This window comes from Chitinilyticum litopenaei DSM 21440 (assembly GCF_000428145.1).
GTDB lineage: Bacteria > Pseudomonadota > Gammaproteobacteria > Burkholderiales > Chitinibacteraceae > Chitinilyticum > Chitinilyticum litopenaei.
The window spans coordinates 1-26,073 of the sequence record NZ_ATZJ01000017.1; the positions used below are offsets into that span (position 1 = coordinate 1).

General features: G+C 58.8%; 23 protein-coding genes and 1 pseudogene. 19 read left to right on the forward strand and 5 right to left on the reverse strand.

Translation table 11 applies throughout. The features are described 5' to 3' along the window. The first annotated feature begins 128 nt into the window (after positions 1-128). The 5 genes from C515_RS0108215 (at position 129) to C515_RS0108235 (ending at position 4,578) form a co-directional block, all read left to right on the forward strand. Positions 129-662: an efflux RND transporter permease subunit gene (locus C515_RS0108215; protein WP_028455123.1), complete on the forward strand. Its 534-nt coding sequence runs from the start codon at positions 129-131 to the stop codon at positions 660-662. Between the two features lie 104 nt (positions 663-766). Then, positions 767-1,207: a hypothetical protein gene (locus C515_RS23510; RefSeq protein ID WP_051304776.1), complete on the forward strand. Its 441-nt coding sequence runs from the start codon at positions 767-769 to the stop codon at positions 1,205-1,207. Between the two features lie 24 nt (positions 1,208-1,231). Continuing rightward, complete coding sequence (locus tag C515_RS0108225; RefSeq protein WP_028455125.1) at positions 1,232-1,504, forward strand: DUF2933 domain-containing protein; 273 nt, start codon at positions 1,232-1,234, stop codon at positions 1,502-1,504. Beyond that, positions 1,501-2,163, forward strand: a complete 663-nt coding sequence (locus C515_RS0108230; RefSeq protein ID WP_028455126.1) for a methyltransferase family protein — start codon at positions 1,501-1,503, stop codon at positions 2,161-2,163. Before C515_RS0108225 ends, C515_RS0108230 begins: the two co-directional genes overlap by 4 nt. Positions 2,164-2,166: 3 nt before the next feature. Beyond that, positions 2,167-4,578: a heavy metal translocating P-type ATPase gene (locus C515_RS0108235; protein WP_211234016.1), complete on the forward strand. Its 2,412-nt coding sequence runs from the start codon at positions 2,167-2,169 to the stop codon at positions 4,576-4,578. Positions 4,579-4,622: 44 nt separating this feature from the next. Here the strand turns inward: C515_RS0108235 and C515_RS0108240 are convergent, their stop codons facing one another. Further along, positions 4,623-4,892, reverse strand: coding sequence for a metal/formaldehyde-sensitive transcriptional repressor (locus C515_RS0108240; protein WP_028455128.1), 270 nt, complete (start codon positions 4,890-4,892; stop codon positions 4,623-4,625). A gap of 96 nt (positions 4,893-4,988) precedes the next feature. Between C515_RS0108240 and C515_RS0108245 the strand changes: the two genes are divergently transcribed. Together C515_RS0108245 and C515_RS23030 are read left to right on the forward strand one after the other, a co-directional pair. Further along, the gene (locus C515_RS0108245) at positions 4,989-6,107 is read left to right on the forward strand and encodes a nickel/cobalt efflux protein RcnA (RefSeq protein WP_028455129.1); all 1,119 of its coding nucleotides are present in this window, start codon (positions 4,989-4,991) and stop codon (positions 6,105-6,107) included. A 266-nt stretch (positions 6,108-6,373) separates the two neighbouring features. Then, positions 6,374-6,697 (forward strand): annotated as a pseudogene (locus tag C515_RS23030) (transposase); the annotation flags it as partial. Between the two features lie 369 nt (positions 6,698-7,066). On the opposite strand, the gene C515_RS23035 reads toward C515_RS23030, so the two are convergent. After that, entirely contained in the window at positions 7,067-8,275 is a 1,209-nt protein-coding gene (locus C515_RS23035; protein ID WP_081686833.1) for a tyrosine-type recombinase/integrase, read from the reverse strand. Positions 8,276-8,725: 450 nt separating this feature from the next. On the opposite strand from C515_RS23035, the gene C515_RS22480 reads away from it, so the two are divergent. Then, the gene (locus C515_RS22480; protein ID WP_051304777.1) at positions 8,726-9,367 is read left to right on the forward strand and encodes a YbaY family lipoprotein; all 642 of its coding nucleotides are present in this window, start codon (positions 8,726-8,728) and stop codon (positions 9,365-9,367) included. 457 nt (positions 9,368-9,824) lie between these two features. Beyond that, entirely contained in the window at positions 9,825-11,582 is a 1,758-nt protein-coding gene (locus C515_RS0108260; RefSeq protein WP_028455131.1) for a DUF6056 family protein, read from the forward strand. Between the two features lie 66 nt (positions 11,583-11,648). Here C515_RS0108260 and C515_RS20280 read toward each other — a convergent pair whose 3' ends face one another. After that, positions 11,649-12,425 (reverse strand): substrate-binding periplasmic protein, encoded by a 777-nt coding sequence (locus C515_RS20280; RefSeq protein WP_051304778.1) that lies wholly within the window; start codon positions 12,423-12,425, stop codon positions 11,649-11,651. A gap of 227 nt (positions 12,426-12,652) precedes the next feature. Between C515_RS20280 and trhP the strand changes: the two genes are divergently transcribed. Then, positions 12,653-14,011, forward strand: coding sequence for a prephenate-dependent tRNA uridine(34) hydroxylase TrhP (gene trhP / locus C515_RS0108270; protein WP_028455132.1), 1,359 nt, complete (start codon positions 12,653-12,655; stop codon positions 14,009-14,011). A 1-nt stretch (position 14,012) separates the two neighbouring features. Further along, on the forward strand, positions 14,013-14,534 hold the full coding sequence (gene def, locus C515_RS0108275; RefSeq protein ID WP_028455133.1) for a peptide deformylase: 522 nt from the start codon (positions 14,013-14,015) through the stop codon (positions 14,532-14,534). 36 nt (positions 14,535-14,570) lie between these two features. On the opposite strand, the gene C515_RS24020 is transcribed toward def, so the two are convergent. Then, positions 14,571-14,729 (reverse strand): hypothetical protein, encoded by a 159-nt coding sequence (locus tag C515_RS24020; protein WP_158380796.1) that lies wholly within the window; start codon positions 14,727-14,729, stop codon positions 14,571-14,573. A 137-nt stretch (positions 14,730-14,866) separates the two neighbouring features. Beyond that, on the reverse strand, positions 14,867-15,070 hold the full coding sequence (locus C515_RS0108285) for a cold-shock protein (protein ID WP_028455134.1): 204 nt from the start codon (positions 15,068-15,070) through the stop codon (positions 14,867-14,869). Positions 15,071-15,631: 561 nt separating this feature from the next. Here C515_RS0108285 and argS point away from each other — a divergent pair. From argS to C515_RS0108325, 8 genes are all read left to right on the forward strand, one after another. After that, positions 15,632-17,350 carry an arginine--tRNA ligase gene (argS, locus tag C515_RS0108290; protein ID WP_028455135.1) on the forward strand — a complete coding sequence of 573 codons (1,719 nt, stop codon included), beginning with the start codon at positions 15,632-15,634 and terminating at the stop codon, positions 17,348-17,350. A gap of 264 nt (positions 17,351-17,614) precedes the next feature. After that, positions 17,615-17,980: a response regulator gene (locus tag C515_RS0108295; protein WP_028455136.1), complete on the forward strand. Its 366-nt coding sequence runs from the start codon at positions 17,615-17,617 to the stop codon at positions 17,978-17,980. Positions 17,981-18,008: 28 nt separating this feature from the next. Then, positions 18,009-20,162 (forward strand): chemotaxis protein CheW, encoded by a 2,154-nt coding sequence (locus C515_RS20285; protein ID WP_051304779.1) that lies wholly within the window; start codon positions 18,009-18,011, stop codon positions 20,160-20,162. 25 nt (positions 20,163-20,187) lie between these two features. Next, positions 20,188-20,661 carry a chemotaxis protein CheW gene (locus C515_RS0108305; RefSeq protein ID WP_028455137.1) on the forward strand — a complete coding sequence of 158 codons (474 nt, stop codon included), beginning with the start codon at positions 20,188-20,190 and terminating at the stop codon, positions 20,659-20,661. A gap of 25 nt (positions 20,662-20,686) precedes the next feature. Further along, positions 20,687-23,443, forward strand: coding sequence for a methyl-accepting chemotaxis protein (locus C515_RS24915; RefSeq protein ID WP_051304780.1), 2,757 nt, complete (start codon positions 20,687-20,689; stop codon positions 23,441-23,443). A 23-nt stretch (positions 23,444-23,466) separates the two neighbouring features. Continuing rightward, positions 23,467-24,324, forward strand: coding sequence for a CheR family methyltransferase (locus tag C515_RS20295; RefSeq protein ID WP_043648785.1), 858 nt, complete (start codon positions 23,467-23,469; stop codon positions 24,322-24,324). Beyond that, positions 24,321-24,932, forward strand: a complete 612-nt coding sequence (cheD, locus tag C515_RS0108320; RefSeq protein ID WP_028455138.1) for a chemoreceptor glutamine deamidase CheD — start codon at positions 24,321-24,323, stop codon at positions 24,930-24,932. The genes C515_RS20295 and cheD overlap by 4 nt, the downstream gene beginning before the upstream one ends. Before the next feature lie 18 nt (positions 24,933-24,950). Next, a complete protein-coding gene (locus C515_RS0108325; RefSeq protein WP_028455139.1) occupies positions 24,951-26,033 on the forward strand; it encodes a protein-glutamate methylesterase/protein-glutamine glutaminase in 1,083 nt (360 codons plus the stop codon). The last annotated feature ends 40 nt before the right edge of the window (positions 26,034-26,073 follow it).

Here is a 26,073-nt window from a genome sequence, read left to right on the forward strand (position 1 = left end):
TCCGGTAGCGAGAGGCCGCGCTGAAATTGCACGAGATTCATGGACATGATTGCTCTCCTGCTTGGGTTCTGCTTTCAGCATAGTTCAGCAAAAATCTGTAAGCTGAGGAGTCTTGCTAATCAGGAAAAATGAAGATCGTGGTGCCCGCAACGCTCTTGATCATTTTCCTGTTGCTCTACCTGAATTTCCGGCGTCTGACTGAAAGCCTGATCGTAATGCTCTCTGTTCCATTTTCGCTCGTGGGCGGCATCTGGCTGCTCTGGCTTTTGGGCTACAACCTGTCGGTTGCCGTGGGTGTCGGCTTTATCGCACTGGCCGGCGTGGCGGCCGAAACCGGCGTGGTGATGCTGATCTATCTGGACCAAGCCTGGCAGGAAACACGTCGCAAGCTGGCCGAAGAAGGGCGCGAGCCAGGCGTGACGGAGCTGTACGCGGCCATTATCGAAGGCGCCGTAGAACGCGTACGTCCGAAAATGATGACCGTGGTGGCCATCATGGCGGGCTTGTTGCCGATCATGTGGAGCACTGGCACCGGTTCGGAAGTGATGCGCCGGATTGCGGCACCAATGGTTGGCGGAATGGTGTCATCGACCATCCTGACACTGCTGGTGATACCGGCCATCTATGCCTGGGTCAAAGGGAGAAACATAAAACATAGCTAAACGCGTGGGCGGCCGAGACGACCAGCTCTCGCTACTTCAGTGTGAATGCCATTTTGAACAAGGACTTGGCGCTATTTTGCGCCAGTCCCCCAAGGAGAATCGCCATGAAAACCTGGAATAAAACTCTCGCTGCAATTGTCTTGTCGTTGATCACCAGTGCCAGTATGGCCGCACAAGCCAGTGATGCTGATCATGACAAACACCACCCTGACGCATCGTCGGCCTCTGCCGTAAAGAGCAAGGCACCAGTCAATGGAAAAATGACGTCAAAGCAAATGATGGACCGGTGTAACGCGCAACTGAAAGCCATGCAGGGCATGCACGAGAAGATGCTCAAAGCAAAAACGCCCGAACAGCGTCAAGCGCTACAGGACGAACATGCCAAGCTCATGCGCAGCAGCATGGCCATGATGACCGAGATGAAAGGCATGATGGCCATGCCGCAAGGCGATCAATCAATGATGATGATGCAAAAGCGCATGGACATGATGGAAATGATGATGCAAATGATGATGGATCGCATGGAGCCCTCCACCGCCCGCTAACCAGCCTTTACTGGGAGTATCGCCATGAATCACCAACACCCTGAGGGGCACGACTTGCCTCCTTCCTTCTGGAAATCGCGTTACGCCATGGGGCTGCTTGTCATCGGTGGTGTGGCGGGATACTTCTTGATTACCGAGCACTGGGCCCATTTTCTTGGCGCGCTGCCTTATCTGCTTTTGCTGGCCTGCCCGCTGATGCATATCTTCATGCACGGCGGGCATCACCATCATGGCACGCATTCCGATCATGATCGCGCTAGCGACGCGTCTGATCGCAAACCGGGAGAGCCGTCATGAGCCATACCGAATCTGCCTACGGCTTGTGGATGCTGGTCATCCTGAACTCCGCGGTGTTCATCGTGTTCGCATTCAGTTTCTTCAAGCCTCAAAACGCCCGCGACTGGCGTACATTCGGCGCATACACGGCGTTCATCGTCGCCCTGTTCACCGAAATGTACGGCTTCCCGCTGACGATTTACCTGCTTTCAGGGTGGTTGCAATCACGCTACCCCGGCCTTGACCTGCTTAGCCACAATGTCGGGCATCTGTGGTCTACCTTGCTGGGCAGCGAAGGCGATCCCCATTTCAGCGCGCTGCACATTGCAAGCTATGCCTTGCTGATCGCTGGCTTTTACCTGCTCTCCAAATCCTGGCATGTGCTCTATCACGCGCAACGCAGGCACACGCTGGCCCAAAGCGGCCCCTATGCCCGAATTCGTCACCCGCAGTACGTCGCGTTTGTGCTGATCCTGCTGGGCTTTCTTTTCCAGTGGCCGACCTTGCTGACCCTGTTGATGTTTCCACTGCTGCTGTTGATGTATGGCCGGTTGGCGATTGCCGAGGAGCGAGAAATGCAACGGGAGTTTAGCGAGGACTATCAGCTTTACATGAACAGGACTCCGCGCTTCATTCCTGATGTAAAGCGCCCCCGCTCTAACTTGGAGTCAGGAGATTGAATCATGCCTCATCATTCGCACGATCATCGGCCCGAAACGGAGAAGTCTTTACTTGATCCGGTTTGCGGGATGACTGTTGACCCCGCCAACGCTCAAGCTCAAGCCGAATATGCAGGGCGCACGTTCTATTTCTGTTCGGTGCATTGCCAGCAAGAATTCAAGGAACACCCCGAGCAGTATGCGAAGTCCGCTACAGTAGTGGCCACCGAAGCTGCGTCCGGGACCACGCCTGTTTCCCGTCAGGCCGGGCATGACCTTCACATGCATCACGCCCATGTAGGCCATGACGGACCTGCGGTGGCCGGGCAAGAAAAGGCCAAGGACCCTATTTGTGGCATGCTGGTCGACAAGGCAACCGCCCTGCACACCGAGCGTGCTGGACGTCACTATTATTTTTGCAGCTCCGGTTGCCAGCGCACCTTCGAGTCGCCCGAGCAGGAGCTCAAGTCGATGCGCGTGCGGGTAGCCATTGCGCTCAGTGGCGTCTTGATGCTGGCCATCATGCGTGCGGGCGCCTTCCTGGCCTTGGCCGCTGGAGCCACGATCGTGACTTGGGTTCCGATACCGGCCCTTCCATGGTTCACATGGGGCATGTGGCTGTTCCTGCTGACGACTCCGGTCCAGTTCATCGGCGGCTGGGGCTTTTACGTGGGCGCCTGGAATGCCATGCGCAATCGCGCGGTAAATATGGACCTGCTGATCGCGCTGGGTACGACCGTCGCCTACTTCTACAGCGTCGCAGTTTTGTTTTTCCCCGATGTCCTGCCTGTCAGGGTCGAGCAGCGGGACGTGTATTTCGAAGTCTCGGCGGTGATCATCGCCTTCGTGCTGCTGGGAAAATACATGGAGGAAATCATCAAGAAGCATTCCTCCGCTGCGGTGCGCAAGCTACTGGACCTCAAGCCAGCAACGGCCCATGTGGTGCGCGAAGGGCAGGAGATGGAGGTGCCCGCCGAGAGCGTGATGGTCGGGGAGGTGCTGATCGTGCGTCCCGGCGAGAAGATCCCGACCGATGGCGATGTCATTGAAGGAGCCTCGGCGGTGGACGAATCCATGCTCACGGGCGAGTCCATGCCGGTGGAAAAGCGCGCTGGTGCCCGCGTTATCGGGGGCACGCTCAATCGTACCGGCATGTTCCGTTTCAAGGCGACAAGGGTGGGGGCCGAGACTGCGCTGGCCCAGATCATCAAGATGGTTGAAGACGCCCAGTCCAGCACCGCGCCGATCCAGCGCATTGCAGATCAAGCGACCGGGTACTTCGTACCCAGCATCATTTCCGTAGCAGTTCTGGCTTTTGCGGGTTGGTGGCTCGCTGGCGATTTCCCGCAGGGCTTGCTGGCTTTCATCGCGGTGCTAATCATCGCCTGCCCATGCGCGCTGGGCATCGCTACGCCGGCAGCCCTGATGGTAGGGGTGGGGCGCGGCGCGCAGGCGGGCATACTGATACGCGGCGGCGAGATTCTGGAAAAAGCCGAGAAGCTCACGGCCGTGGTATTCGACAAGACCGGCACCCTGACCCAGGGCGAGCCCAACGTCACGGATGTCCGCGCCTTTAACGGCTTTGCCGAGGCCGACGTACTGCACCTTGCCGCAGCCCTTGAAATGGGGTCGGAACACCCTCTGGGCGAAGCCATTGTGCGCGGAACCAGGAATCGCGATATCGACATTGGTACCGTCACCGGCTTCGAAGCCGTCCCCGGCCATGGCGTGCAGGGTGAGACCGAGGGGCGCAAGGTGCTCTTGGGCAATCGCCTCTTCCTCATGCGCTCGGGAATTGTCTCCACCGAGGCCGAAGAGGCCATGCAAGCCCTCGAGCATGACGGAAAAACCGCCATGCTGGTGGTGGTCGATGGCGCACTGGCGGGCATCATCGCTGTCGCTGACACGCTCAAGGAGGAGGCGAAGGAGGCCATTGTCCAACTCAAGTCCGAGAACGTGCAGGTGGTGATGCTCACTGGCGACAATCAACGCACGGCTCAGGCGATTGCCCGGCAGCTGGGTATCGACTTGGTCATCGCCGAGGTACTGCCCAAGAACAAGGCTCAGCAGATCAAGCTGATGCAGCAGCAGGGCAAGGTGGTCGCCATGGTGGGCGACGGTGTCAACGACGCCCCGGCGCTGGCCACGGCCGACATCGGCATCGCTATCGGCTCCGGCTCCGATGTAGCCAAGGAGACCGGCGGGATCATCCTGGTCAAAAGCGATGTGCGTGACGTTGTCACCGGTATTCGCCTGTCCCGCGCCACCATGCGAACCATCAAGCGCAATCTGTTTTGGGCCTTTGGCTACAACGCTCTTGGCGTGCCAATCGCCGCCTTCGGCTTGCTGAATCCGATAATTGCGGCTGCTGCGATGGCCTTGTCGTCGCTATCGGTGATCGTCAACTCGGCCCTGCTTAAGAGGGCCAAACTTTAAGGTGAATCACCAGAGTCAGCCCGCCTTGCGTTTAGTACTTTGGATTATTTCAAATACGTTTTGATGACCTGGAGCACTGTCTCCAGATCCTGCTGACGCTGTTCCAGTGCGGGCTCTTTGACGACATGCTCGCTCAAATGCCCTTCGATGACGGCAGCCATCAGTCCACTCACAGCGCCCCGGATGGCGGCAATCTGCTGCAGGACTGCTTTGCAGTCGCCTTCTTGCTCAAGTTGCGTTTCCAGTGCTGCCGCTTGACCCTGGATGCGTCGAACACGGGCCAGTAGTTTTGCTTTGTCATGAATCGTATGCATAAGACCTCGAATGTCACCCTATGTACTGGGGGGTAGTATATTTATACTGGAGGGGAGTATCATCCTTGCATGATAAACCAAGTGTGATCGATCACCATGCCCGAATTCTCAACCCTCCTGCAGCAAGGCAATGCCTGGCTGTTCATTCCCAGCGCCATTTTGCTGGGCGCTTTGCATGGCCTGGAGCCTGGCCACTCGAAAACCATGATGGCGGCCTTCATCGTCGCGGTGCGTGGCACATTATGGCAGGCTATTCTGCTGGGACTGGCGGCTACGCTATCCCATACGGCGGTGGTCTGGGCGATTGCGATGGCAGGGCTCTATTTCGGGAGCAACTGGAGCGCGGAAGCAACTGAACCGTATCTGCAAGTCGCATCCGCGGTGCTGATCATCGGTGTTGCGCTGTGGATGATCTGGCGGACCTGGCGCAATCAGCAGCTTGCTCATGCGCACGATCATGACCACGCACATCATCACGATGAAGCCAAGCACATCGACACCGGGCATGGTGTGGTTCGGCTGGAGGTGTTCGAGGATGGTGTTCCGCCGCGATTCCGTTTGTATACGGAAAGTCGGCATGGCCATGTCTGGCCAGCGGAGCAAGTTCGTATTGAAACCGAGCGCGCGGACGGCAGCCGACAAGCTTTTACCTTTGTGCAGTGCGATAGCTTTGTCGAATCGGAGCAGGAAATCCCGGAGCCGCACGAATTTGTCGTCCGGCTCAAACTAGGTCACGATCACCACAGCCACGACTACGACGTGGAATTCGTCGAGCACGATCATCACCACCACGCCATCAAGGATTACGACGGACTTGACCTAGCGGCACCGGGCTATCAAGACCCCCACGAACTGGCGCACGCCAATGACATTCGCCGGCGTTTCGCCAATCGGGAAGTGACGACGGGCCAGATCGTGCTGTTCGGGCTGACCGGTGGCCTGATTCCGTGTCCCGCATCGATCACCGTCCTGTTGTTGTGTCTGCAGCTCAAGAAAATCGCGCTGGGAGCCACGCTGGTGTTGAGTTTCAGCGTGGGCCTGGCCTTAACGATGGTCGCCTCGGGGGCATTGGCGGCACTCGGGGTCCGGCATGCCTCCAAACGCTGGAGTGGCTTTGGCGAATTTGCACGCAAAGCGCCCTATTTCTCGGGCGTCTTGATTGTGCTGGTCGGCTTGTATGTGGGTTATCACGGCTTACAAGGGCTGATGCGGTAATGAGGCCGTTGGCGGCCAGTTATTCACCTGCCATCACCTCCACCAACCGGCTTTGGGAAAAGAACAGCCTCAATCGTCCGAAGTGTGGCCTTAGCAGTCGTTAGCCCAAGTTCGATCTACCGACCGCTAAGGCCGAAACCAGCCCCATCCTAAAGTCACAGCCGCACCGCCCACTTTCTGACGTCTTGCGTTATATTTATGAAATTCTGATGTGCCATGTTTTCACAACTTTCTCTGAGATCTATCCATACAGAGACGCCCTGACAACGGACGGCTTGCAGTGTTTTGGTGCGGTGACCACGGCAGGTTGTACCCATGAAGTGCATGTAACAGGCGGGAAGAAACCGCAAGACCTGCCACTATTCCGCTGGGTCAACACGGTGCTGGGCAACGTGAAGACCAGCCTGTCTGGAACGCATCACGCGTTTGCATTTGGCAAATATGCGGATCGCTATCTGGCTGCAATGGCCTATCGGTTTAACCGACGCTACCGGCTCGACACGCTACCGCAGCGCTTACTCATCGCCGTGGTAACTTGCAGGCCGAAAACAGAAAATTGGCTACGTAAGAAAGCTGAGGTGGCTACCTAATCAGGTGGCAGTTTGCGAGAGCGGGTGAAGTCTTGCGGACGAACACGCACCGCATTGAGCAGCTCGTCGGAGTGCAGAAAATCAAAAATCTTGCCAATTTTGTCAGTTATTGGGCTTCATGAACTGTAATAAAATCAGTTAGTTAGATTTATTTACTTAGTTTTCCCGTGCCGGCTGCAGAGAGCAAGGGCTTAAGTTGACGGGATTGTTACCAGCAGGGGTTGACGCGTACCGCAATGGTAGAAAAAGCGCGTAGATTGCGTCCGACGCATTACAAGATGCTGAACATAAATACCCAGTCCCCAAAGCTGGATACGCTACTGAATCTGGGACAGGTGCTGGGTGCGAATCTCTTCACGCTGTTCAAAGTCATCGCATGGATGGGGCGTCTACAAAATCTGCCCAAGCCTGCATCATTGGTCGACGTAATTCGAGTAATCGCTCTCGGTTATATGCTCCCTCGACCTTATTGCTGATGGTGTGAGCCAGAGCCAGTTCAGCGAGATCACGGTCGTATCGATTTGCGGAGCACCAGTCTCTAAAACTGCTTCGAAAACCATGTGCCGTGGCGGTTCTACCCGGGATATCGCTCTCGGCCTGAATGCGGCGTAGATAACTGGTCAGCACCATGTCTGAACACGGTTTATTTTTTCGTGGACTGGGAAAAATCAGAACATCATCCATTCCAAGCTGCTTTCTCAATAGTTCAACGACTTGCGAGGACAGTGGAACCACATGTTCCAACTTCGCTTTCATCCGGCTCGCAGGAATAGTCCAGATGCAAGCATCAAAATTGATTTCCTCCCACCTTGCCTCACGTACCTCTCCTGAACGACATGCGGTAAGAATCAAGAATTCCAACAGCCGACGGGTCACTGTTTCACGGCCTTCTTGATGGAGGTGTTCGGCAACAAATCGGGGTACCTGCCGCCATGGCATGGCGGGCTGATGTTGAGTTCGAAGCGCTTTTCCGGGTTGTTGAGGAAGTAGAAATTTCACTACATCGACCGGATTGGCCGCAATGAAGCCGTGCGCCCAGCCCCAGGCAAAAACAGCATGCATCCTTTGTTTGACCCGACTTGCGGTCTCTGCCTTTGCAAGCCAGATCGGCTTCAAACTATCCGCAACATGTTGTGCGGTGATTGTGTCGATCGGCAGCGAGCCAAGTGCGGGAAAAACATACTGGGTAAGGGTATTGATCCACTGTTGTCCATGTTTCTCGTTTTTCCAGCTGAGCAGTAAATCGCCATGTAAAGTCGTTGCTGCTTCACGAAAAGTAGGGGGCCTGGGGCTGTGCTGATCGGCAGTTGTGCGCGTTTCCAGGGGGTCAATGCCTGCAGCCAGTTGCTCACGATAGCCTTGAGCCAGTTTGCCTGCTGCAGCGATGCCAACATCGGGATAGCTACCCAATCCCATGTTGCGGCGCTTGCCTGTAACGGGGCTCACATAGCGCAGTACCCATTTCCCGCTGCCTTTCGTTTTGTTGGGGATCAAAGTCAAGCCGGTGATACCGCCATGCGCCAGGGCCGGGTCTCCGGGCTTGATCGTTCTGGCTTTCAAGTCTGACAAGATGCCCATGACGCACTCCTAGCGGGATCGGTATGCCATTTAGTATGCCATCAAGCATGAGCTTTGCTGGGTCGGAATGCAATCTTCTGATGCACAATGTGATGGAAATCCAATGAAATACATGAGTTTACATGAGTGCATGGCAACGAATGAGACGATGCTGAATTGATCAACGGCGGTCCCTCTCTCCGCCAGAATTGCATTGAAAAGCCCCGATTGATTCGGGGCTTTTTTCTTGTCCGGCTTTGGGCGCCGTAATTATCCTGCGCTGGCCGGTCTTTCGCTTGCCGGGAACGTCATCCTGGCTCGTGGCGGTGCCGGCCTGCGAGGGTGCGGCCGTGATGTTTCTGAACCCCGTCTGAATGACCGGGCTTGCCGGTTGTGGCTTTGTGCATGGCGCGGGAAGGCTGATTGGCCGACAATGGGAGCACTTTTGCAACAACGCCTCGGAGCTTGCCGATGACCCGTATTCTTCCGACCGCCGTGCTGGCCCTCTCTGTCGCCGTGCCCGCACTGGCCAGTGAGCGAACCTATCAGTGCAATGACGGCCAGCAGCGCCGCATCAAGCAGGTCGATAGCCAGACCGTCTGGCTGATCGACAGCGAAGCGGGCGGGGAAGAGCGGCGCGAGTTGTTGTCGCAGGCCGTGAGCGCGTCTGGCGTGCGCTATGCTTCGCTGCGCAGCGAATGGTGGGAGAAGGGCGATAGCGCCCTGCTCAACCGTCTGGGGCAAAATCAGGTGCAATGTGAGCTTGTGGCGCAAGCGGTGACCGAAGACCGCATCATGGTACAGATCGGCTGGCGCGAACGTCGTGCCTTCCCGGGCGCCACCCTGGAGGTCCAGTTGCTGGATGTCTCGCTCGCCGATGCGCCGGCGAAAGTGATCAGCGCAAAAACCTCGGTGCTGGAGGTGGGTATTCCGCTTGCGGTGGCTCTGCCTTTCAAGCCCGCTGAAATTGATCGGCGCATGACGTATGCGGTATCGGTGCGCCTGACGCAGGACGGCAAGCTGCTGATGCTCAATACCACCCGCAATACCGTGCTGACGCGCGGGGCGGGCAAGGTGGCCGAGGTCTTGCTGGTCGCGCCCGACAAGCCCTGAGCGTGAATTGACCCACTGCCGAAGGCGAGCCGCGTTCAGCGGCGCGCATCATTTTGCCGGCTCTTCCTGATTTCCGCCCCTTGGGCGTGGTCCGAAGCATTCGGGCATGCAGGATCCCGGCTTGCATGCGCTGCGGGCTGCCGGGGTAATCCGCAAGCCAAAGTCTTGCTTGCAAAATACGCGCCGCGAAATGCATGGCAGCCTCGTGCCTGTGTTGTAAGAAAGCCCACGCCTTGACGGAGTGGGTTTCACGTATTCCTCTGCAGGCTATTGTTATCAAGCGCTCGATGCAGATACCCGTTGAGGCAGGCTGCCGTTAGCAGGCAGCATCGCGCTGGCGTATGCGGTTCTTGCCCCCGTGTGCTGCCGCCCCCACAATGGCCGCTTGCCGGCGTCAGCCAATGACCGGATTCCTGAAGAGTCTGCGCGTCGCCGGTTATCCGGAGGAAATGAAATCATGTGGGAAGCGATTGTGGCCCGGCGACAAGCCTGGCCGTTTGCCGTGTTTTTCACGGCGGTATTTGTGCTGCTGTTCTTGCTTAACCGCTGGACACCGACCTGGGGCGACGACTGGTATCGCACGGTGCCACTGGCCGATCTGGGCCAGATGTTCGGCCGCATCAGGGATGAATATCTCACCTGGACCGGGCGCAGCTCGGTGCTGGCAACCACCTTTGTCATGCTGGCCATCTGGCCCGGCAGCCTGCTGCTGTTCGATCTGCTCAACAGCGCCGTCTTCTGCCTCTTGCTCGCAGCCCTGTTCCGCATTGCCGCAGGCCACTGGCCGGGCGCGGCGCGTACCGATCTGCTTACCCTGTTCGTGGCGCTGATTGCCTGCTGGTTTGGCACGCAATCGTTTGGCGAGGCCGTGCTGTGGAAGACCGGCGCCATTGCCTATCTGTGGGTGATGGTGGCTGCGCTGCTGTTCGTGATGCCCTGGCTGGATCTGCTGCTGGCTGGGCAAACCCGCCCGGGCAATCGCTGGCGCAACTGGCTGTGGCCGCTGGGTGCGTTCTGGCTGGGCATGGCGCTGGAGAATGTCAGCGTGGTGCTGGTTCTGCTGGTGGCGCTCGTGCTCATGCTCAACAAACCGCTGCAACTGCCGCGCTGGTATCTGGGCCAGGCTGGCGGCCTCCTGGCCGGCGCGCTGGCGCTGTTTCTGGCGCCGGGCAATGCCGTGCGCTTTGCCATGCAGGACGACAGGCAGCCCATTGCCCACCGGCTGGGCGAATTGCTGCTGGTGATCTGGCAGCATGTCAGCAGCGTCACGCCGTTGCTGGCCGTGCTGATTGCGCTGCTGCTGGCTGCAGCGATCCGTCGCGACGGGGAGGAGGCCGGGCCGATGCTCAGGCGCAGCTGGGTGCTGCTGGTGCTGGGTACCTTGCTCGCGCTGGCGATGGTCGGTTCGACCGGCATCAATTTCGGCACGCGCACGGCCTTTCCGGCGGAGGTGTTCTGGATCGCCGCGCTGCTGGCGCTGGCGCATCCGCTGTGGGCGCGTGGCTGGCAGCTGGTGTGGCATCTGCCGCTGTTCGCCATTCTGGGCGGCGTGTTCGCCGCCGATGCGCTGACCGTGCTGGAGCAGGGCAAGGCGACGCAGCAGCAGACCGCGCGCCGCGAGGCGCTGATGGCGCAATACCGTCAGCAGGGCTTGCGCCGCATCGTGCTGCCCTCGCTGCAGATTCCCTATCTGCCGCAGATTGTCGACGACTACACGCAGGGACGCTACTTCCTGCGCGACATCCATGGCGACACGCCGGGCAATGGCTGGCGCAATGGCACTTATGCCGAAGATCACGGTTTCGAATTCGCCATCCGCCTGCCCCAGCCCTGGCTGGTGTATCTGCCTGAGCTGGCGCGCGAACGGATTCTGGCATCCGGCCCCGACCATCTGCTGCTGCTGCGCCAGGAGGCGCACGGCTGGCGCACGGCGCCCAGCCTGTATCTGTTGATGACGCGCGAGGCCTGTCAGCCGCAGCTCAGTGTGCGCTGGCGCGCCGCGAGTCCGGAGGTCCTGCCGCGCATGCAGCGCCAGCAGGGCTTTGTCGAGGAGAATCTGGCGTATCGTGACGAGGTGGCGGTCGTGGATGCCGGCGGCATGCCCACCGGCCAATTCTGTGCCTGGCGTCTGCCGGTGCCGGATTACGCCACGCAGATCAGTATCGCCCGCTCGCCTGATCCTGCCGCCGTGCTGGAAATCAGCCTGCCGCAGTGATTGTGGCTGTGTTTTAGGGTATTGCCCTGCGGCCCTTTTAGGTAAAGGGCCGCAGGGTGATACCCATCATTTGATGCCGTAGCGGGCGCGGATGCCGGCGAGCGTGCCGTTCTTCTCCAGCCGGCTTATGGCGGCATTCAGTGTGGCGATGTCCTCGGCCGTGGCGCTCTTGCGGCTGAGCATCAGGTGTACCGGATCATTGACCGGTACAAAGGGCAGCGAACTGACCGTCATGTTCTGCTTTTTTGCCTCGGCCATCACCGCGGCCAGATCGCCGACGATCAGCTCGGCGCGGCGCGCCTTCAGCATCCGCAAGCCCTGGCGGAAATCCTCGAAGTGCCAGATGATGCCGGCCGCCTTCATGGCGGCGAGGTTTTTCGCATAGTCGGCGCCGTAAAAGCCGCTGTTGGGGCTGACCACGGTAATGCCTTGCTGCAGGACGTCCGCAAAGCCCTGCAATTTGCCGTACAGCGCCTGATTGCTGCTCAGTGTGCACAGGCAGGTGGTTTCCTGGCGGTAGGGCAGGGTGAACCAGCTATGGCTCTCACGTTCGGGGGTTTTCGAGGCGGCGACCAGCAGCGCCAGCTCGCCCTGCACATGCATGTGCTGGCGGCGCAGGCGCGGCGCTTCCGGATCGATGCGCAAGGTGCAGCCAGCCTCGCGGAAAATCGCCTGCACCAGCTCGATATCAAGCCCTGCCGGCTTGCCGGCCTCGTCGTAGTACACATAGGGTGACCATTTTTCCATGGCCATATTGAAGGGCTTGCTGCAGCCCGTGCCAGCCGCCTGGCCCTGGCTGGCGAGCCCGGCGAGCAGCAGGCCCGCCCAGAGCAGAATTCGCATGATGGCTCTCCGCTGTGTGTGCGATCAGTTCATCGTAACCGCCGCTGCCGCTTTCCTGCCATCGCCTTGCCGGTTTTTTGTCGTACCAGCGGCAAAATGCCGCGATGAGCGCCATCAAATCCCTGTTTTTCATAGGGATTTTTCAGGTTTGTGCGTTTTCAATTCGGTCGCAAACGCGCTACAATCCCGCCCCTTGAGCATTCTGCCGTGAGTATGTCCCGATGACCGTGAAAGTCCCCGAATTGCTGTTGCCCGCTGGCGACCTGGAGCGCATGCGCGCCGCCTATGATTACGGCGCCGATGCCGTGTACGCCGGCCAGCCGCGCTATTCGCTGCGCGCGCGCAACAACGATTTCAAGCTGGAAAACCTGAAAACCGGCATCGAGGAAGCCCACGCACGCGGCAAGAAGCTGTTTGTCGCCAGCAACATCCTGCCGCACAACGCGAAAATCAAGACGTATCTGGCCGACATGGAGCCGGTGATCGCGATGAAACCGGACGCGCTGATCATGGCCGACCCCGGGCTGATCATGATGGTGCGCGAAAAGTGGCCCGAGCAGGTGATTCATCTGTCCGTGCAGGCCAATACCGTGAACTATGCCGGTGTGAAGTTCTGGAAAGCGATGGGCGTCGAGCGCGTGATCCTGTCGCGCGAGCTGAGCCTCGATGAAGTCGAGGAAATCCGCCAGCAATGCCCGGATACCGAGCTGGAAGTCTTCGTGCATGGCGCGCTGTGCATTGCCTATTCCGGCCGCTGCCTGCTGTCGGGCTACTTCAACCACCGCGATCCGAACCAGGGCACCTGTACCAACGCCTGCCGCTGGGACTACAAGACCATCGACACGCAGGAAGACGATGCCGGCGACGTGAAGCCGCAGGTGATCCAGTTCGACTTCAACAAGGCGATGAGCGAGGCCAACCAGAGCTTTGCCGCTTGTGGCGGTGCCGAGCGTCATCCGCTGGCCGACAAGACCTACCTGATCGAAGAAGCCAACCGCCCCGGCGAGCTGATGCCGATCATGGAAGACGAGCACGGTACCTACATCATGAATTCCAAGGACCTGCGCGCGATCGAGCACATCGAGCGTCTGGTCAAGATCGGCGTCGATTCGCTGAAGATCGAGGGCCGCACCAAGAGCCTGTATTACGTCGCGCGCACCGCGCAGACTTACCGCCAGGCGATTGACGACGCGGTCGCTGGTCGCCCGTTCAACCCGGCGCTGCTGGCTGATTTGGACGGCCTGGCCAACCGTGGCTATACCGATGGTTTCTACGAGCGCCATCACACGCACGAATACCAGAACTACCTCGACGGGCATTCCAAGTCCAAGCGCAGCCAGTATGTCGGCGAGATCGGCGAGGTGCGCGACGGCTGGGCGCAGGTGAATGTGAAGAACCGCTTCGAAGTCGGTGACGAACTGGAGATCATCCACCCGAGCGGCAATCAGATCATCAAGCTCGAAGCCATTCGCGGCAAGGGCGGGGCGATGGTCGACGCGGCGGCCGGCAATGGCGTGGAAGCGGCGATTCCGCTCGATGCGAAGTACGCCAACGCGCTGATCGCGCGCATCCTGCCGGAAGTCTGAGATGGCAGTGCGGCCGGTGCTGAAAATGGGTGAGCCGCTGCTGTTGCGCCGCGCCGAGCCGGTCGCCGAGTTCGATACGCCAGAGTTGCATGCGCTGGTGGCCGATCTGTTCGACACCATGGCCGCCACCGGCGGCGTTGGCATTGCCGCGCCGCAGATTGGTGTTTCATTGCAGGTGGTGATTTTCGGCTTCGAGAAAAGCGAGCGTTACCCGGATGCCGAGCCGGTACCGCAGACGGTGCTGGTCAATCCGGTGGTCGAGTTGCTGGGCGACGAAGCTGAAGAAGGCTGGGAGGGGTGTCTGTCTGTACCTGGCTTGCGCGGGGTGGTGCCGCGACATACCCGGATCAGGTATCACGGCTTTGATCCGTATGGCCAGGCAATTGATCGCGTGGCCTCGGGTTTTCATGCCCGGGTCGTTCAGCATGAATGCGATCATCTGTGGGGTGTGCTTTACCCGCAGCGCATCCGCGACATGACAAAATTTGGTTTTACCGAGGTGCTTTTTCCAGAGTTGCGCTGAACGGTCGATCTGGTGGGGGTCGTGTGGGGTGCTGTCTTATTCCAGCGGATGCAGAAAGCATGGCGTGTCATGCGGCGCCCCTGGCAAGCCGCTTTCCTTGTCCGCATCCTCGGCATGCTTGCTGGCCAAGTAGCTGGCTGAGCAGAACAACAGGGTAGTGCCGGCGATTTCCAGAAACAGCAGCAAGAGGTCCATGGACTTTCTTTCAGCGTTGGTAAAAATCAACTATTGAAAGAGAGGCCTGGAAAGTCAAGCCATTGCGCTGTGTGAACCGGCGGTAGACAAGCAAAAAGCCCGGCTATGCCGGGCTTTTTCACAACTCAAACGGGCAATTAAGCCGGCTTGATGTTGGAGGCTTGCTTGCCCTTTTGACCTTGGGTGATGTCAAAAGTCACGCGTTGGCCTTCAGCCAGGGTCTTGAAACCGTTGGACTGAATTTGGGAGAAGTGAGCGAACAGGTCGTCGCCGCCTTCGTCCGGAGTGATGAAGCCGAAGCCCTTGGAGTCATTGAACCACTTTACGGTACCGGTAGCCATGGAGAAAATCCCTTGGTAATAAATTAGATAAAAAAATTTCCAGGACGCGTAGCGTCACAGGTGCAGACAATCAAGGGAAATGGCAATACGAGGTACTACAAAGGTTACGACGATATGCTGCAAATCACCGCCTGAGCATCTGGCGGAAACATTTGTACGCGAATCTGGCGGTGCGCACAAGCGATTTCGCACAAACATCAGAATTTTCTTCTGCAAGCGGCCCTGTGATGCTGTTGTCGCGCAGGGTATTCGCTGTCGGCCTTTTACCGGTGTGTCCTGCATGCAGATGGGATTGCCCGTATTGACAAGGCATGTGGCAGCCCAAGCCCGGACTGGCGAAATCCCGGTGCTAATCCACAGCAGCAGTGCATAAAGCTGTGGATGAACTGTGCACAAGCAGGGCAAGTGCCTGAGCCGGCGGTGGCGCTGCTGGCCTGCCTGCTTTTTGACCGCTGATGCCTGCCTGCCGATCCGCCCGGTGATGCCGAGGTGCACGCACGCGGGTACAATGGCGTTTTATATCCGCCTGTGCCCGCGCCATCACGCCGGGCTTGAAACCGCATGACAATCCAGCAACTGCTTTCCCAGCGCGTGCAAGCTGCACTCGCCGCCGCCGGCGCTCCCGACGCGCCGGCCATCGTTCAACCTTCCGGCAAGCCCGAATTCGGTGATTTCCAGGCCAATGGCGTCATGGGCGCCGCCAAGGCGCTTAAAACCAATCCGCGTGCCCTGGCGCAGGCGGTGGTCGAGCAGCTCGACTTGGACGGCATTGCCGAGAAAATCGAGATCGCGGGGCCGGGCTTTATCAACATTCACCTTGCGCCGGAATTCCTGGCCGGGCGCTTGCAAGCGGCGCTCACTGATGATGCGCTGGGCATCGCCCGCCCCGTGCCGCAGAAGGTGATGGTCGAATATTCCTCCCCCAATCTTGCCAAGGAAATGCACGTCGGCCACCTGCGTTCGACCATCATTGGCGACGCGATTGCCCGCGTGCTGGGTTTTGTCGGCCATGATGTGGCCCGCTGCAATCATGTCGGTGACTGGGGGACGCAGTTTGGCATGCTGGTCGCCTATCTGCTGGAAACCCGGCAATCGGGCGATGCGGAGCTGGAGCTGGCCGATCTCGAGAATTTCTACCGCAAGGCCAAGGTCCGCTTTGATGAAGATGCCGTCTTTGCCGATACCGCACGCAATTTTGTCGTGAAGCTGCAAGGCGGAGATGCCGAGGTGCTGGCGCTCTGGCAACAGTTTGTCGCCGTCTCCATGGCGCATTGCCAGGAAGTCTATGACAAGCTGGGTGTTGGCCTGACACTGGATGCCGTGCGTGGCGAGTCGGCCTATAACGACGACTTGCCGGTGGTAGTGAGCGATTTGCGTGCGGCCGGCCTGCTGGTCGAGGATCAGGGCGCACAGGTAGTGTTCCTGCCGGAGTTCAAAAACCCGGAGGGCGAAGCGCAGGCGATGATCATCCAGAAAAAGGATGGCGGTTACCTGTATGCGACGACTGACCTGGCTGCCGTGCGCTACCGCCACCGCACGCTGGATCTCAAGCGCGTGATCTATGTGGTGGATGCGCGCCAGAGCCTCCACTTCCAGCAATTGTTCACCCTGTCGAAGAAGGCCGGCTTCGCCCCGGCGGACATGGTGCTCGAACATGTCGCTTTCGGCACGATGATGGGCGAGGACGGCCGGCCCTTCAAAACACGCTCGGGTGGGACCGTCAAGCTTGTCGAACTGATCGATGAGGCGATTGAGCGTGCGTATGCGCTGGTAAGCGAGAAAAATCCTGGGCTGGCAGAGGATACGCGCCGCAGTATTGCCCGGGCCGTTGGCGTGGGCGCGGTGAAGTATGCCGACCTTTCGAAGAATCGCACCAGCGATTACATCTTCAACTGGGACACCATGCTGGCCTTCGATGGCAATACCGCCCCCTACCTGCAATATGCCTATACGCGCGTACAGAGTGTCTTCCGCAAGGCTGGCGATTTCAATGCCGCGGCAGCGCTGTTTATTGCCGAGCCGGCGGAAAAGCAACTGGCCCTGCTGCTGGCCCAGTTCGATGAAGTCATCGAGTCGGTGGCCTCGACTTGCCAGCCGCACCAGCTGTGTGGCTATCTGTTCAATCTGGCGCAGCAATTCTCGCGTTTCTACGAAGCCTGCCCGATTCTGGCCGCCGAAGGCGCCGTGCGCGACAGCCGTCTGCAGCTTGCCGCACTGACCGCGCGCACCCTGAAGACGGGGCTCGAGTTACTGGGCATTGCCGTGCTCGACGAGATGTAAGTCAGCCGCTTAATCCTCGCTTGGGACTCTTCATGACAACGCCACCTACGGGTGGCGTTGTCATTGGTGGCATCCGCGCAGACTGGCAAGCCAGATACAGCCAGAAATGGCAGTAGGCATGCGGCATGCCAACCCAACGCCCTCGCAAGCAGACTGGCAGCGCAGTTGGCGATTTTGCAAGCTTTGCACCATAGTAAATTCAGGTGACAGGCAGCTGACTGGCTTGCAGGTCTTTATCGCGCCGGATTGCTAGAGGAGAGCCCCATGTCCAAACGAGTCTTGACCGTTGATGATTCCGCATCCATTCGCCAGATGGTTGCCTTTACCCTCAAAAGCGCCGGCTATGACGTAACGGAGGCTGTGGACGGCAATGCGGGCCTCAACCAGGCCAAAACCCAGAGCTTTGATCTGGTACTCACCGATCAGAACATGCCCGGTATGGATGGGCTGACCCTGATTCGCAATCTGCGCACGCTCCCGGATTACGCTACCACCCCCATCCTGATGCTGACCACGGAAGCCAGCGACAGCATGAAGCAGCAGGGACGTGCAGTCGGTGCCACCGGCTGGCTGGTCAAGCCCTTTGATCCGCAAAAGTTGCTGGAAGTGACCCGCAAGGTGATTGGCTGAACGCCCCCCAGGCAGTCTAGGAGTTGTCATGACCATCGACATGAGCCAGTTCATCGGGGTGTTCTTTGATGAAACCGCCGAACACCTGGCAAGCATGGAAGCGCTGCTGCTGCAGCTCGACCCCACCGCACCGGATGACGAAGCACTGAATGCCATTTTTCGCGCCGCGCATTCCATCAAGGGCGGGGCGGCGACCTTCGGATTCAATGACCTCGCCGAGGTGACCCATACGCTGGAAAACCTGCTCGACCGCTTGCGCAAGCACGAATTGCCACTGCAGCAGGTGATGATCGAAGTTTTCCTGCAGGCCGGGGATGTTTTGCGCGGGATGCTGGATGCGCATCGCGGCTATGGCAGTGCCGACCCCGCTGCAATTGCCGGCGTCAGTGCGCGCTTGTCCGAGCTGGTGGCGCATCCGGCCGGGATGGTTGCGGATTCCGGCAAGCCGCATGGCGCGCAGGCCACTGCCAGTGGTGTGACTGGGCATCTCCACATTGCTCAGGGTCCCGAGTGCGAGATTGAGCGCTTGCGGCAAAGCATTCGCGTGTATGGCGACATACTGTCCGACAGCCCTGGCAATACGTCTGGTGAATATCGTTTCCATCTCTGCTTGCAGCGGCCGGTACAGGACTTGTTTGATGAACTGGAATTCGTCATCGCACCCGAACGTTTGCAATGGCTGCCCGAAGCCGTTGCCATTGCGCCTCGGGACGGTTTGGCCGATCCAGACGACGGCTATGGTTTTTTCACAGAAGTAAGCAAGACGCAGCCGGTCGTGGCTGACGATGGTGAAGCGTTTGGTTTCTTTGTGCCTTTGCCGCCATCCGTCCACCAGGAACAGGCCGCAGGGGATGGTTACGGCTTTTTCACGCCCATTGCGTCACCGGCTCCCGCCGCAGAGCTCGCGCCCGCAGTGAGCCCGCCGCCTGCACCTGAACCGGCTGTGCGCGCACTTGCCGGCAAGGCAGGTGCTGCGAAGACGCCGCAGGAATCGTCAATCCGTGTTGGTGTCGAGAAGGTGGATCAACTGCTCAATCTGGTCGGTGAGTTGGTCATCACACAGTCGATGCTGGCGCAAAACGCCAGCCACCTGGATCCGGCCCAGCACGATCTGCTGATCAGCGGGGTGCAGCAACTGGAGCGCAATACCCGGGAGCTGCAGGAAGCGGTGATGTCGATCCGCATGATGCCGATTTCTGCTGTATTCAGCCGCTTTCCACGCCTGATTCATGATCTGGCCGGCAAACTCGACAAGCAGGTCGAGCTGCGCTTGCTGGGCGAACAGACCGAGCTCGACAAGGGTTTTATTGAAAAACTTGCCGACCCACTGACGCACCTGGTGCGCAACAGCCTTGATCACGGCATCGAAGCCCCGGAGATTCGCCGCGCCAAGGGCAAGCCGGAAGTGGGCACGCTAACCCTGAAGGCCTTCCATCAGGGCGGGAGCATTGTCATCGAAGTGCGTGACGATGGGGCGGGCCTGAATCGCGAGCGGATTCTTGCCAAGGCGCGCGAACGCGGCATGGCAGTCAGCGAAAGCATGCCGGATGCGGAAGTCTGGCAGCTGATTTTCGAGGCCGGCTTTTCGACGGCAGCGACGGTAACCGATGTGTCAGGACGTGGCGTGGGCATGGATGTGGTGCGCCGCAATATCCAGTCCATGGGCGGGCGAATTGACATCGAATCCATGCTGGATGTCGGCTCGACCATCAGCATCCGTTTGCCGCTGACGCTGGCCATTCTGGATGGCATGTCGGTGCAGGTGGGCGACGAAATCTACATTGTTCCGCTGTCGTTCATCGTCGAATCCCTGCAGCCCTCGGCCGACGTGGTGAAAACCGTTACCGGACAGGGGCGCGTGATCAATGTGCGTGGCGATTACTTGCCGGTGATTGCCCTGCATGATGTCTTCAATATTCCTTCCCGGCTCAGCACTTACCAGCAAGGCCTGATGATCATTCTGGAAGCGGATGGTCAGCAGGTTGCACTGTTTGTCGACGACTTGCTGGGGCAGCACCAGGTCGTGGTGAAAAACCTTGAAACCAACTACCGCAAGGTCGCCGGCGTGGCCGGCGCCACCATCATGGGTGATGGGCGGGTGGCATTCATTCTTGATGTTTCGGCCTTGGTCAGGCTGGCGCAAAAACCATCGCAAGCAGTGGCGTTTGCGCAGCCCGCCTGAAGGTACCTTCAAAGGAGGAGCTGGTGTGGAACAGATACATGATGGGGTAAATCAGGAATTACTAGTGTTTACCTTGGGTGCAGAGGAATACGGTATAGATATCCTCAAGGTGCAGGAAATACGCGGATACGATGCCGTCACTGCCATCGCCAATGCGCCATCTTTCATCAAGGGGGTCATCAACCTGCGCGGCAATATCGTGCCCATTGTTGATCTGCGGATCAAATTCCAGCTGGGCAATGTCACGTATGACCAGTTCACCGTGGTCATCATTCTCAGCCTGGTGGGGCGTACCGTTGGCGTCGTCGTGGATGGTGTTTCTGATGTGGTAACCCTGGAGCAGGAGCAAATCCGCCCCGCTCCCGAGTTTGGCGCGGTGCTTGATACCAGCTTCATGCGCGGGCTGGGTACGCTGGACGAACGCATGATCATTCTTCTTGATATCGAAAAGCTGATGACCAGCAGCGAAATGGCGCTGTTTGAAGAAATGGCAGCATGACCATCTCCTCCCACAGGATACAACAATGAAAAAAATGACATTCAATGCGCGACTGCTGCTCGGCCTCGGGCTGCTGATGATTATCCTGTTGGTGGTGGTGGTGGCTTCCCATCTCGCCGCACGTCAGGCGCAACGCTCCAGCCTCACACTGACCAGCGAGCATTTGCCCCACTTGCTGGAAGCCCAGCATATTTTCGACGAAGTGAACACCATCGCCCGGGCCTTGCGCAATATGCAGATCCTGGGCCAGGAAGGCGGCACGCAAGCCCTCGACGAAGAATGGCGGCGTGTGCTGGCCTCACGGGAAGAAATCAAGAAAACCCTCGACACCTGGGAGACCCAGGCCAAGATCAGCCAGGATACGGTTTCCCTGGCGCGCATTGCCGCAATCCGCCAGAAGCGCGACGGTTTTGTAAATGCCCAGATCCAGTACAAGAGCATGCTGGACCGTGGTGACTTCGCAGGAGGCAGGGCGCTCATCCTCGGCGACTTGCGCGAGCAATACAATGATTATCGAGACACGATCCTTGCCGGCGTTGAAGAACAGCGCAAGGCAGCGGTGACGGCTGCAACGTCGATCAACGAACAGTCTGCCAGCAGCGCGGGGCTGATTGCCGTCGTCGGGATTGGCGGCATCCTGCTCGGCCTAGTGCTCACGGTCATCCTGTTCCGGCGTGTCCGGGTTGATCTGGGGGGCAGTTATGAAGGCCTGCAGGACGTCGCGCGTGGTTTGCAGCAGGGGAACTATCAGCAGCCCATCGCACTGGCGGCCAATGATCAGGGCAGTCTGATGGCGGTGCTCAAGCATCTGCAGGATCAGTTGCGGGCCGCCGATGTGCTGGCCCGCGAGAACGCCCGCATCCGCACCGCGCTGGATTCGGTCTCGACCAGCGTGATGATTGCCGATGTGGATCGCAACATCGTCTATGTAAATCCCGCGCAACAGCGGCTTCTGCTTGAGGCGGAGAGTGATTTGCGGGCTGTGTTGCCGCAGTTTGATGCACGCCGCATTATCGGTGTGAATATCGACAGCTTCCACAAGACGCCCGCGCATCAGCGTGGCTTGCTGGATAGGCTGGATCGGGAATTCAAGACCCTTATCACCGTCGGTGCCCGCAATTTTGCGCTGACCATCAACCCGGTGGTCGGCAGTGATGGCGTGCGTGCCGGTTTTGCCGTCGAATGGGTCGATCAGACCGAAATTCTCAAGCAGCAGATCAGGGAGCAGAAGGCCGCCGATGAGAAGGCCAGGATTCTCGGCGCGCTGGAGTCCACGTCGACCAATGTGATGATTGCCGATGCCGAGCGCACCATCATTTACATGAACAAGGCCGTGCGCGAGATGCTGACCGAGGCCCAGGCCGATTTGCGCAAGGCCTTGCCGAATTTCGATGTGAACCGCATTCTCGGCGGCAGCATGGATGTGTTTCACCGCAACCCGGCGCATCAGGCCAATCTGCTGGCTTCCCTGACCAGCCAGTACCGTGCCCAGATCGTGGTGGGCGGGCGTACTTTCCGCCTGATTGCCAGCCCCATCTTCAATGATCAGGGCGTACGTCTGGGGACCGTGGTGGAGTGGCTGGACCGTACCGCCGAGGTGGCAGTGGAGAAGGAAGTGGCTGACATGGTTTCGGCAGCAGTGGACGGTGATTTTTCGCGTCGTATCGAGCTGGCGGACAAGGAGGGCTTCTTCCGCATGCTGGGCGAAAACATGAATCTGCTGCTGCAGACCAATGAACGCAGTATCAGCGAGGTGGCTGGCGTCTTGTCCGAATTGGCCAAGGGCAATCTGACCAAACGCGTCGATGGCGATTACAAGGGCTTGCTGGGTCGCCTCAAGGACGACTGCAACCAGACCATCGAGCGCCTGGCCGAAATCGTGCTGCAAATCAAGCAGGCGGCCGGAACAATCAATACGGCTGCCAAGGAAATTGCGGCGGGCAATGGCAATCTGTCGGCGCGTACCGAGCAGCAGGCCGCCAGCCTGGAAGAAACAGCCTCCAGCATGGAGGAACTGACAAGCACGGTGCGGCAGAATGCCGAAAATGCGCGTCAGGCCAATCAACTGGCGATCGGCGCCTCTGATATTGCAGTGCGTGGTGGCGAGGTGGTCGGGCAGGTTGTGTCCACCATGTCGGAAATCAACGATAGCGCCAAGAAAATCGTCGACATCATCACGGTCATCGACGGGATTGCCTTCCAGACCAATATCCTTGCGCTGAATGCGGCTGTCGAAGCCGCGCGGGCGGGTGAGCAGGGGCGTGGCTTTGCCGTGGTCGCATCCGAAGTGCGCAGTCTGGCCCAGCGTTCTGCCGGCGCAGCCAAGGAAATCAAGGCCCTGATCGGTGATTCGGTGATCAAGGTGGACAGTGGCAGCCGCCTTGTCGACCAGGCTGGACAGACCATCAAGGAGGTGGTGCTGGCCGTGCGCCGGGTAACCGATCTGATGAGCGAAATTTCGGCGGCGTCGCTTGAGCAGAGCGCCGGCATCGAGCAAGTGAACAAGGCCGTCACGGCCATGGATGAAAATACCCAGCAGAATGCCGCACTCGTGGAAGAGGCCGCTGCTGCGGCCGAGAGCCTGGAAGAGCAGGCCGGCGCACTCGCCGTTGCCGTAGGTGCCTTCCAGTTGGCTCGCGAGCACGCCATGGCGCGCCATGCCATTCCGGCGGCACCGGCGGGCTCCTCCAGGGGCAGCAGGCCGTCGGGAGCGGCTGCTGGACAGTCCATGCGCAATATGCCCAAACCGGTGGCTGAGGGTGATGATTGGGAAGAGTTTTGAGTGACGTGGAGCCCGGCTTTGTCGTGAGCAATCTTGACGAGCGCGAATTTGGCTATACCGCCCGGGATTTTTCCCGGGTCGTTGCTCTGATTCGCGCGCATGCCGGGATCCAGCTGAACCCGAGCAAGGAGCAAATGGTATACAGCCGCCTGGTCAGGCGGTTGCGCGCCTGCGGGGCAAATTCGTTTCGAGAGTATCTGGATCGCCTCGAGAGCGAGCCAGCAAGCCCGGAATGGCAGTCCTTCATCAATGCCCTGACCACCAATCTGACGGCTTTTTTTCGCGAGCCACACCACTTTGAATTGCTGCGCCAACATCTGGTCGCGCGCGCATCACAAGACGCATACCGGATCTGGTGTGCCGCCGCATCGACAGGTGAGGAGCCGTATAGCCTTGCAGCCACTGTTTACAAAGGGCTGCAGGGCGATACCCGGCAGGTTGAAATTATTGCATCGGATCTGGATACCCAGGTGCTGGCCACGGCACGGCAAGGCGTCTACCCGCTGGAGCGGCTTGAGTCATTTGGCCTGGCAGAACGGCGAGCCTATTTTCTCAAGGGCAGAGGCCCCAATGCCGGCAAGGCGCTGGTGCGGCAGGAGTTGCGCCAAATGATCGAATTTCGTCAGATCAATCTGTTGCACGATGATTGGGGGCTTGCCGGTCTGTTCGATGCAGTCTTTTGCCGTAATGTCATGATTTATTTTGATCAGGCCACTCAGCGCAAGATTCTCGAGAAAATTGCTGGCTTGCTGAAGCCCGATGGACTTTTGTGCGTCGGCCATTCCGAAAGCCTGCATTTCATGGGCAGGCTGTTCAAACCGTGCGGTCGTACGGCGTATGTGCTGCATCCTGGAGCCGAGGATGTCAGGATGGGGCGATGACTGATTTCATCCAGCAGGTCATGAGTCCTGCGATCTATTTTGACCGGAATTTCGGGGTGGAAGCCGCGAAAATCCTGCCTGGCGAGTATTACACCACCGGACGGGACATGGTCATTGTCACGGTGCTGGGCTCCTGTGTAGCGGCCTGCCTGCGTGACCCGGTCAGCGGTATCGGCGGGATGAATCATTTCATGCTGCCGGATACAGGGGACAGCCTGGCGGAAATGAACGGCTTGCCGACGCGTTATGGCACCTATGCAATGGAAATGCTGATCAATCAGCTCCTGAAAATGGGAGCGCAGCGCCATCGGCTGGAAGCCAAGATTTTTGGCGGCGGCAAGGTCTTGCAGGGGTTTACCCTAGCCGATGTCGGCGGCAAGAACGCCATGTTCGTCAAGCATTTTCTTGCGCTGGAAGAAATACCCGTACTGGCGGAAGATTTGCTCGATATTTATCCCCGCAAGGTGTATTTCTTTGCGAAAACCGGGCGTGTGCTGGTGAAGAAACTGCGTTCCGTGCACAATAATACGATCATCGAGCGGGAAAAAGACTACAGTGCCCGCCTTCGCTACGAAGCGCCCACCGGCGATGTGGAACTGTTTGGCTGACCGGAGCGAAAACGAACGATGACTCGCAAGATTCGCGTAGTGGTGGTTGACGATTCTGCATTGATTCGCAGTTTGCTGCGCGAGATCATCAACGCCGGCAAGGACATGGAATGTGTTGGCGTTGCGCAGGATCCGCTGGTGGCGCGGGAACGCATACGCGAGCTGGATCCGGATGTCATTACGCTGGATGTGGAAATGCCGAAAATGGACGGACTGGAATTTCTGTCCAGGCTCATGCGCCTCAAGCCCAAGCCGGTCATCATGGTCTCGTCACTGACGGAAAAGGGAACCGAAGTTGCATTGCGTGCGCTTGAACTTGGGGCTATCGATATTGTTGCCAAACCAAAACTGGATCTTGTTGCGGGCATGACCAGTTATTCCGATGAAATCCGCGAGAAAATCCGCGCTGCAGCGCAAGCCTCCATCGGCAGGCTCGATCCGATCGCCGTGCCTCCCAGTCATACTGCCGATGCTGTGCTGCCCAAATCATCACGCCCTTTGCTGAAATCCGAAAAGCTGATCATCGTTGGGGCATCAACAGGGGGTACTGAGGCGCTCAAGGAATTCTTGCAGCCGATGCCAGCCGATGCTCCGGCAATCCTGATTGCGCAGCACATGCCCGAACTGTTCACCCGATCCTTTGCTGCGCGGCTGGATTCCCTTTGTCGCATCACTGTAAAGGAGGCCGAGCAGGGCGAGCGCATTCTGCCCGGGCATGCTTACATCGCGCCGGGGCATTCTCACTTGCTGCTCGGCGTTTCTGGCGCCAACTACGTCTGCGAGTTGTCGCAGGCGCCGCCGGTGAACCGGCATCGTCCGTCGGTCGATGTACTGTTTCGTTCGGCGGCCAATCTGGCGGGTCGGAATGCAATTGGCGTCATTTTGACCGGCATGGGCAAGGATGGCGCGCAAGGCATGCTGGAAATGAAGCAAGCCGGCGCTTACAACTTTGCCCAGAATGAGCAAAGCTGTGTGGTCTTTGGCATGCCCAAGGAGGCCATTGCTCTCGGTGGGGTTGATGAAGTGCTCGATTTGCGCGAAATAGCTCCGCGTGTGCTCGCCTGGGTCCGGCAGCAGGGCAGTCGCGCTACCCGTATCTGAGGCTTGGGCGTACAGCAAAGACTTGAAATGCAACCTGGAC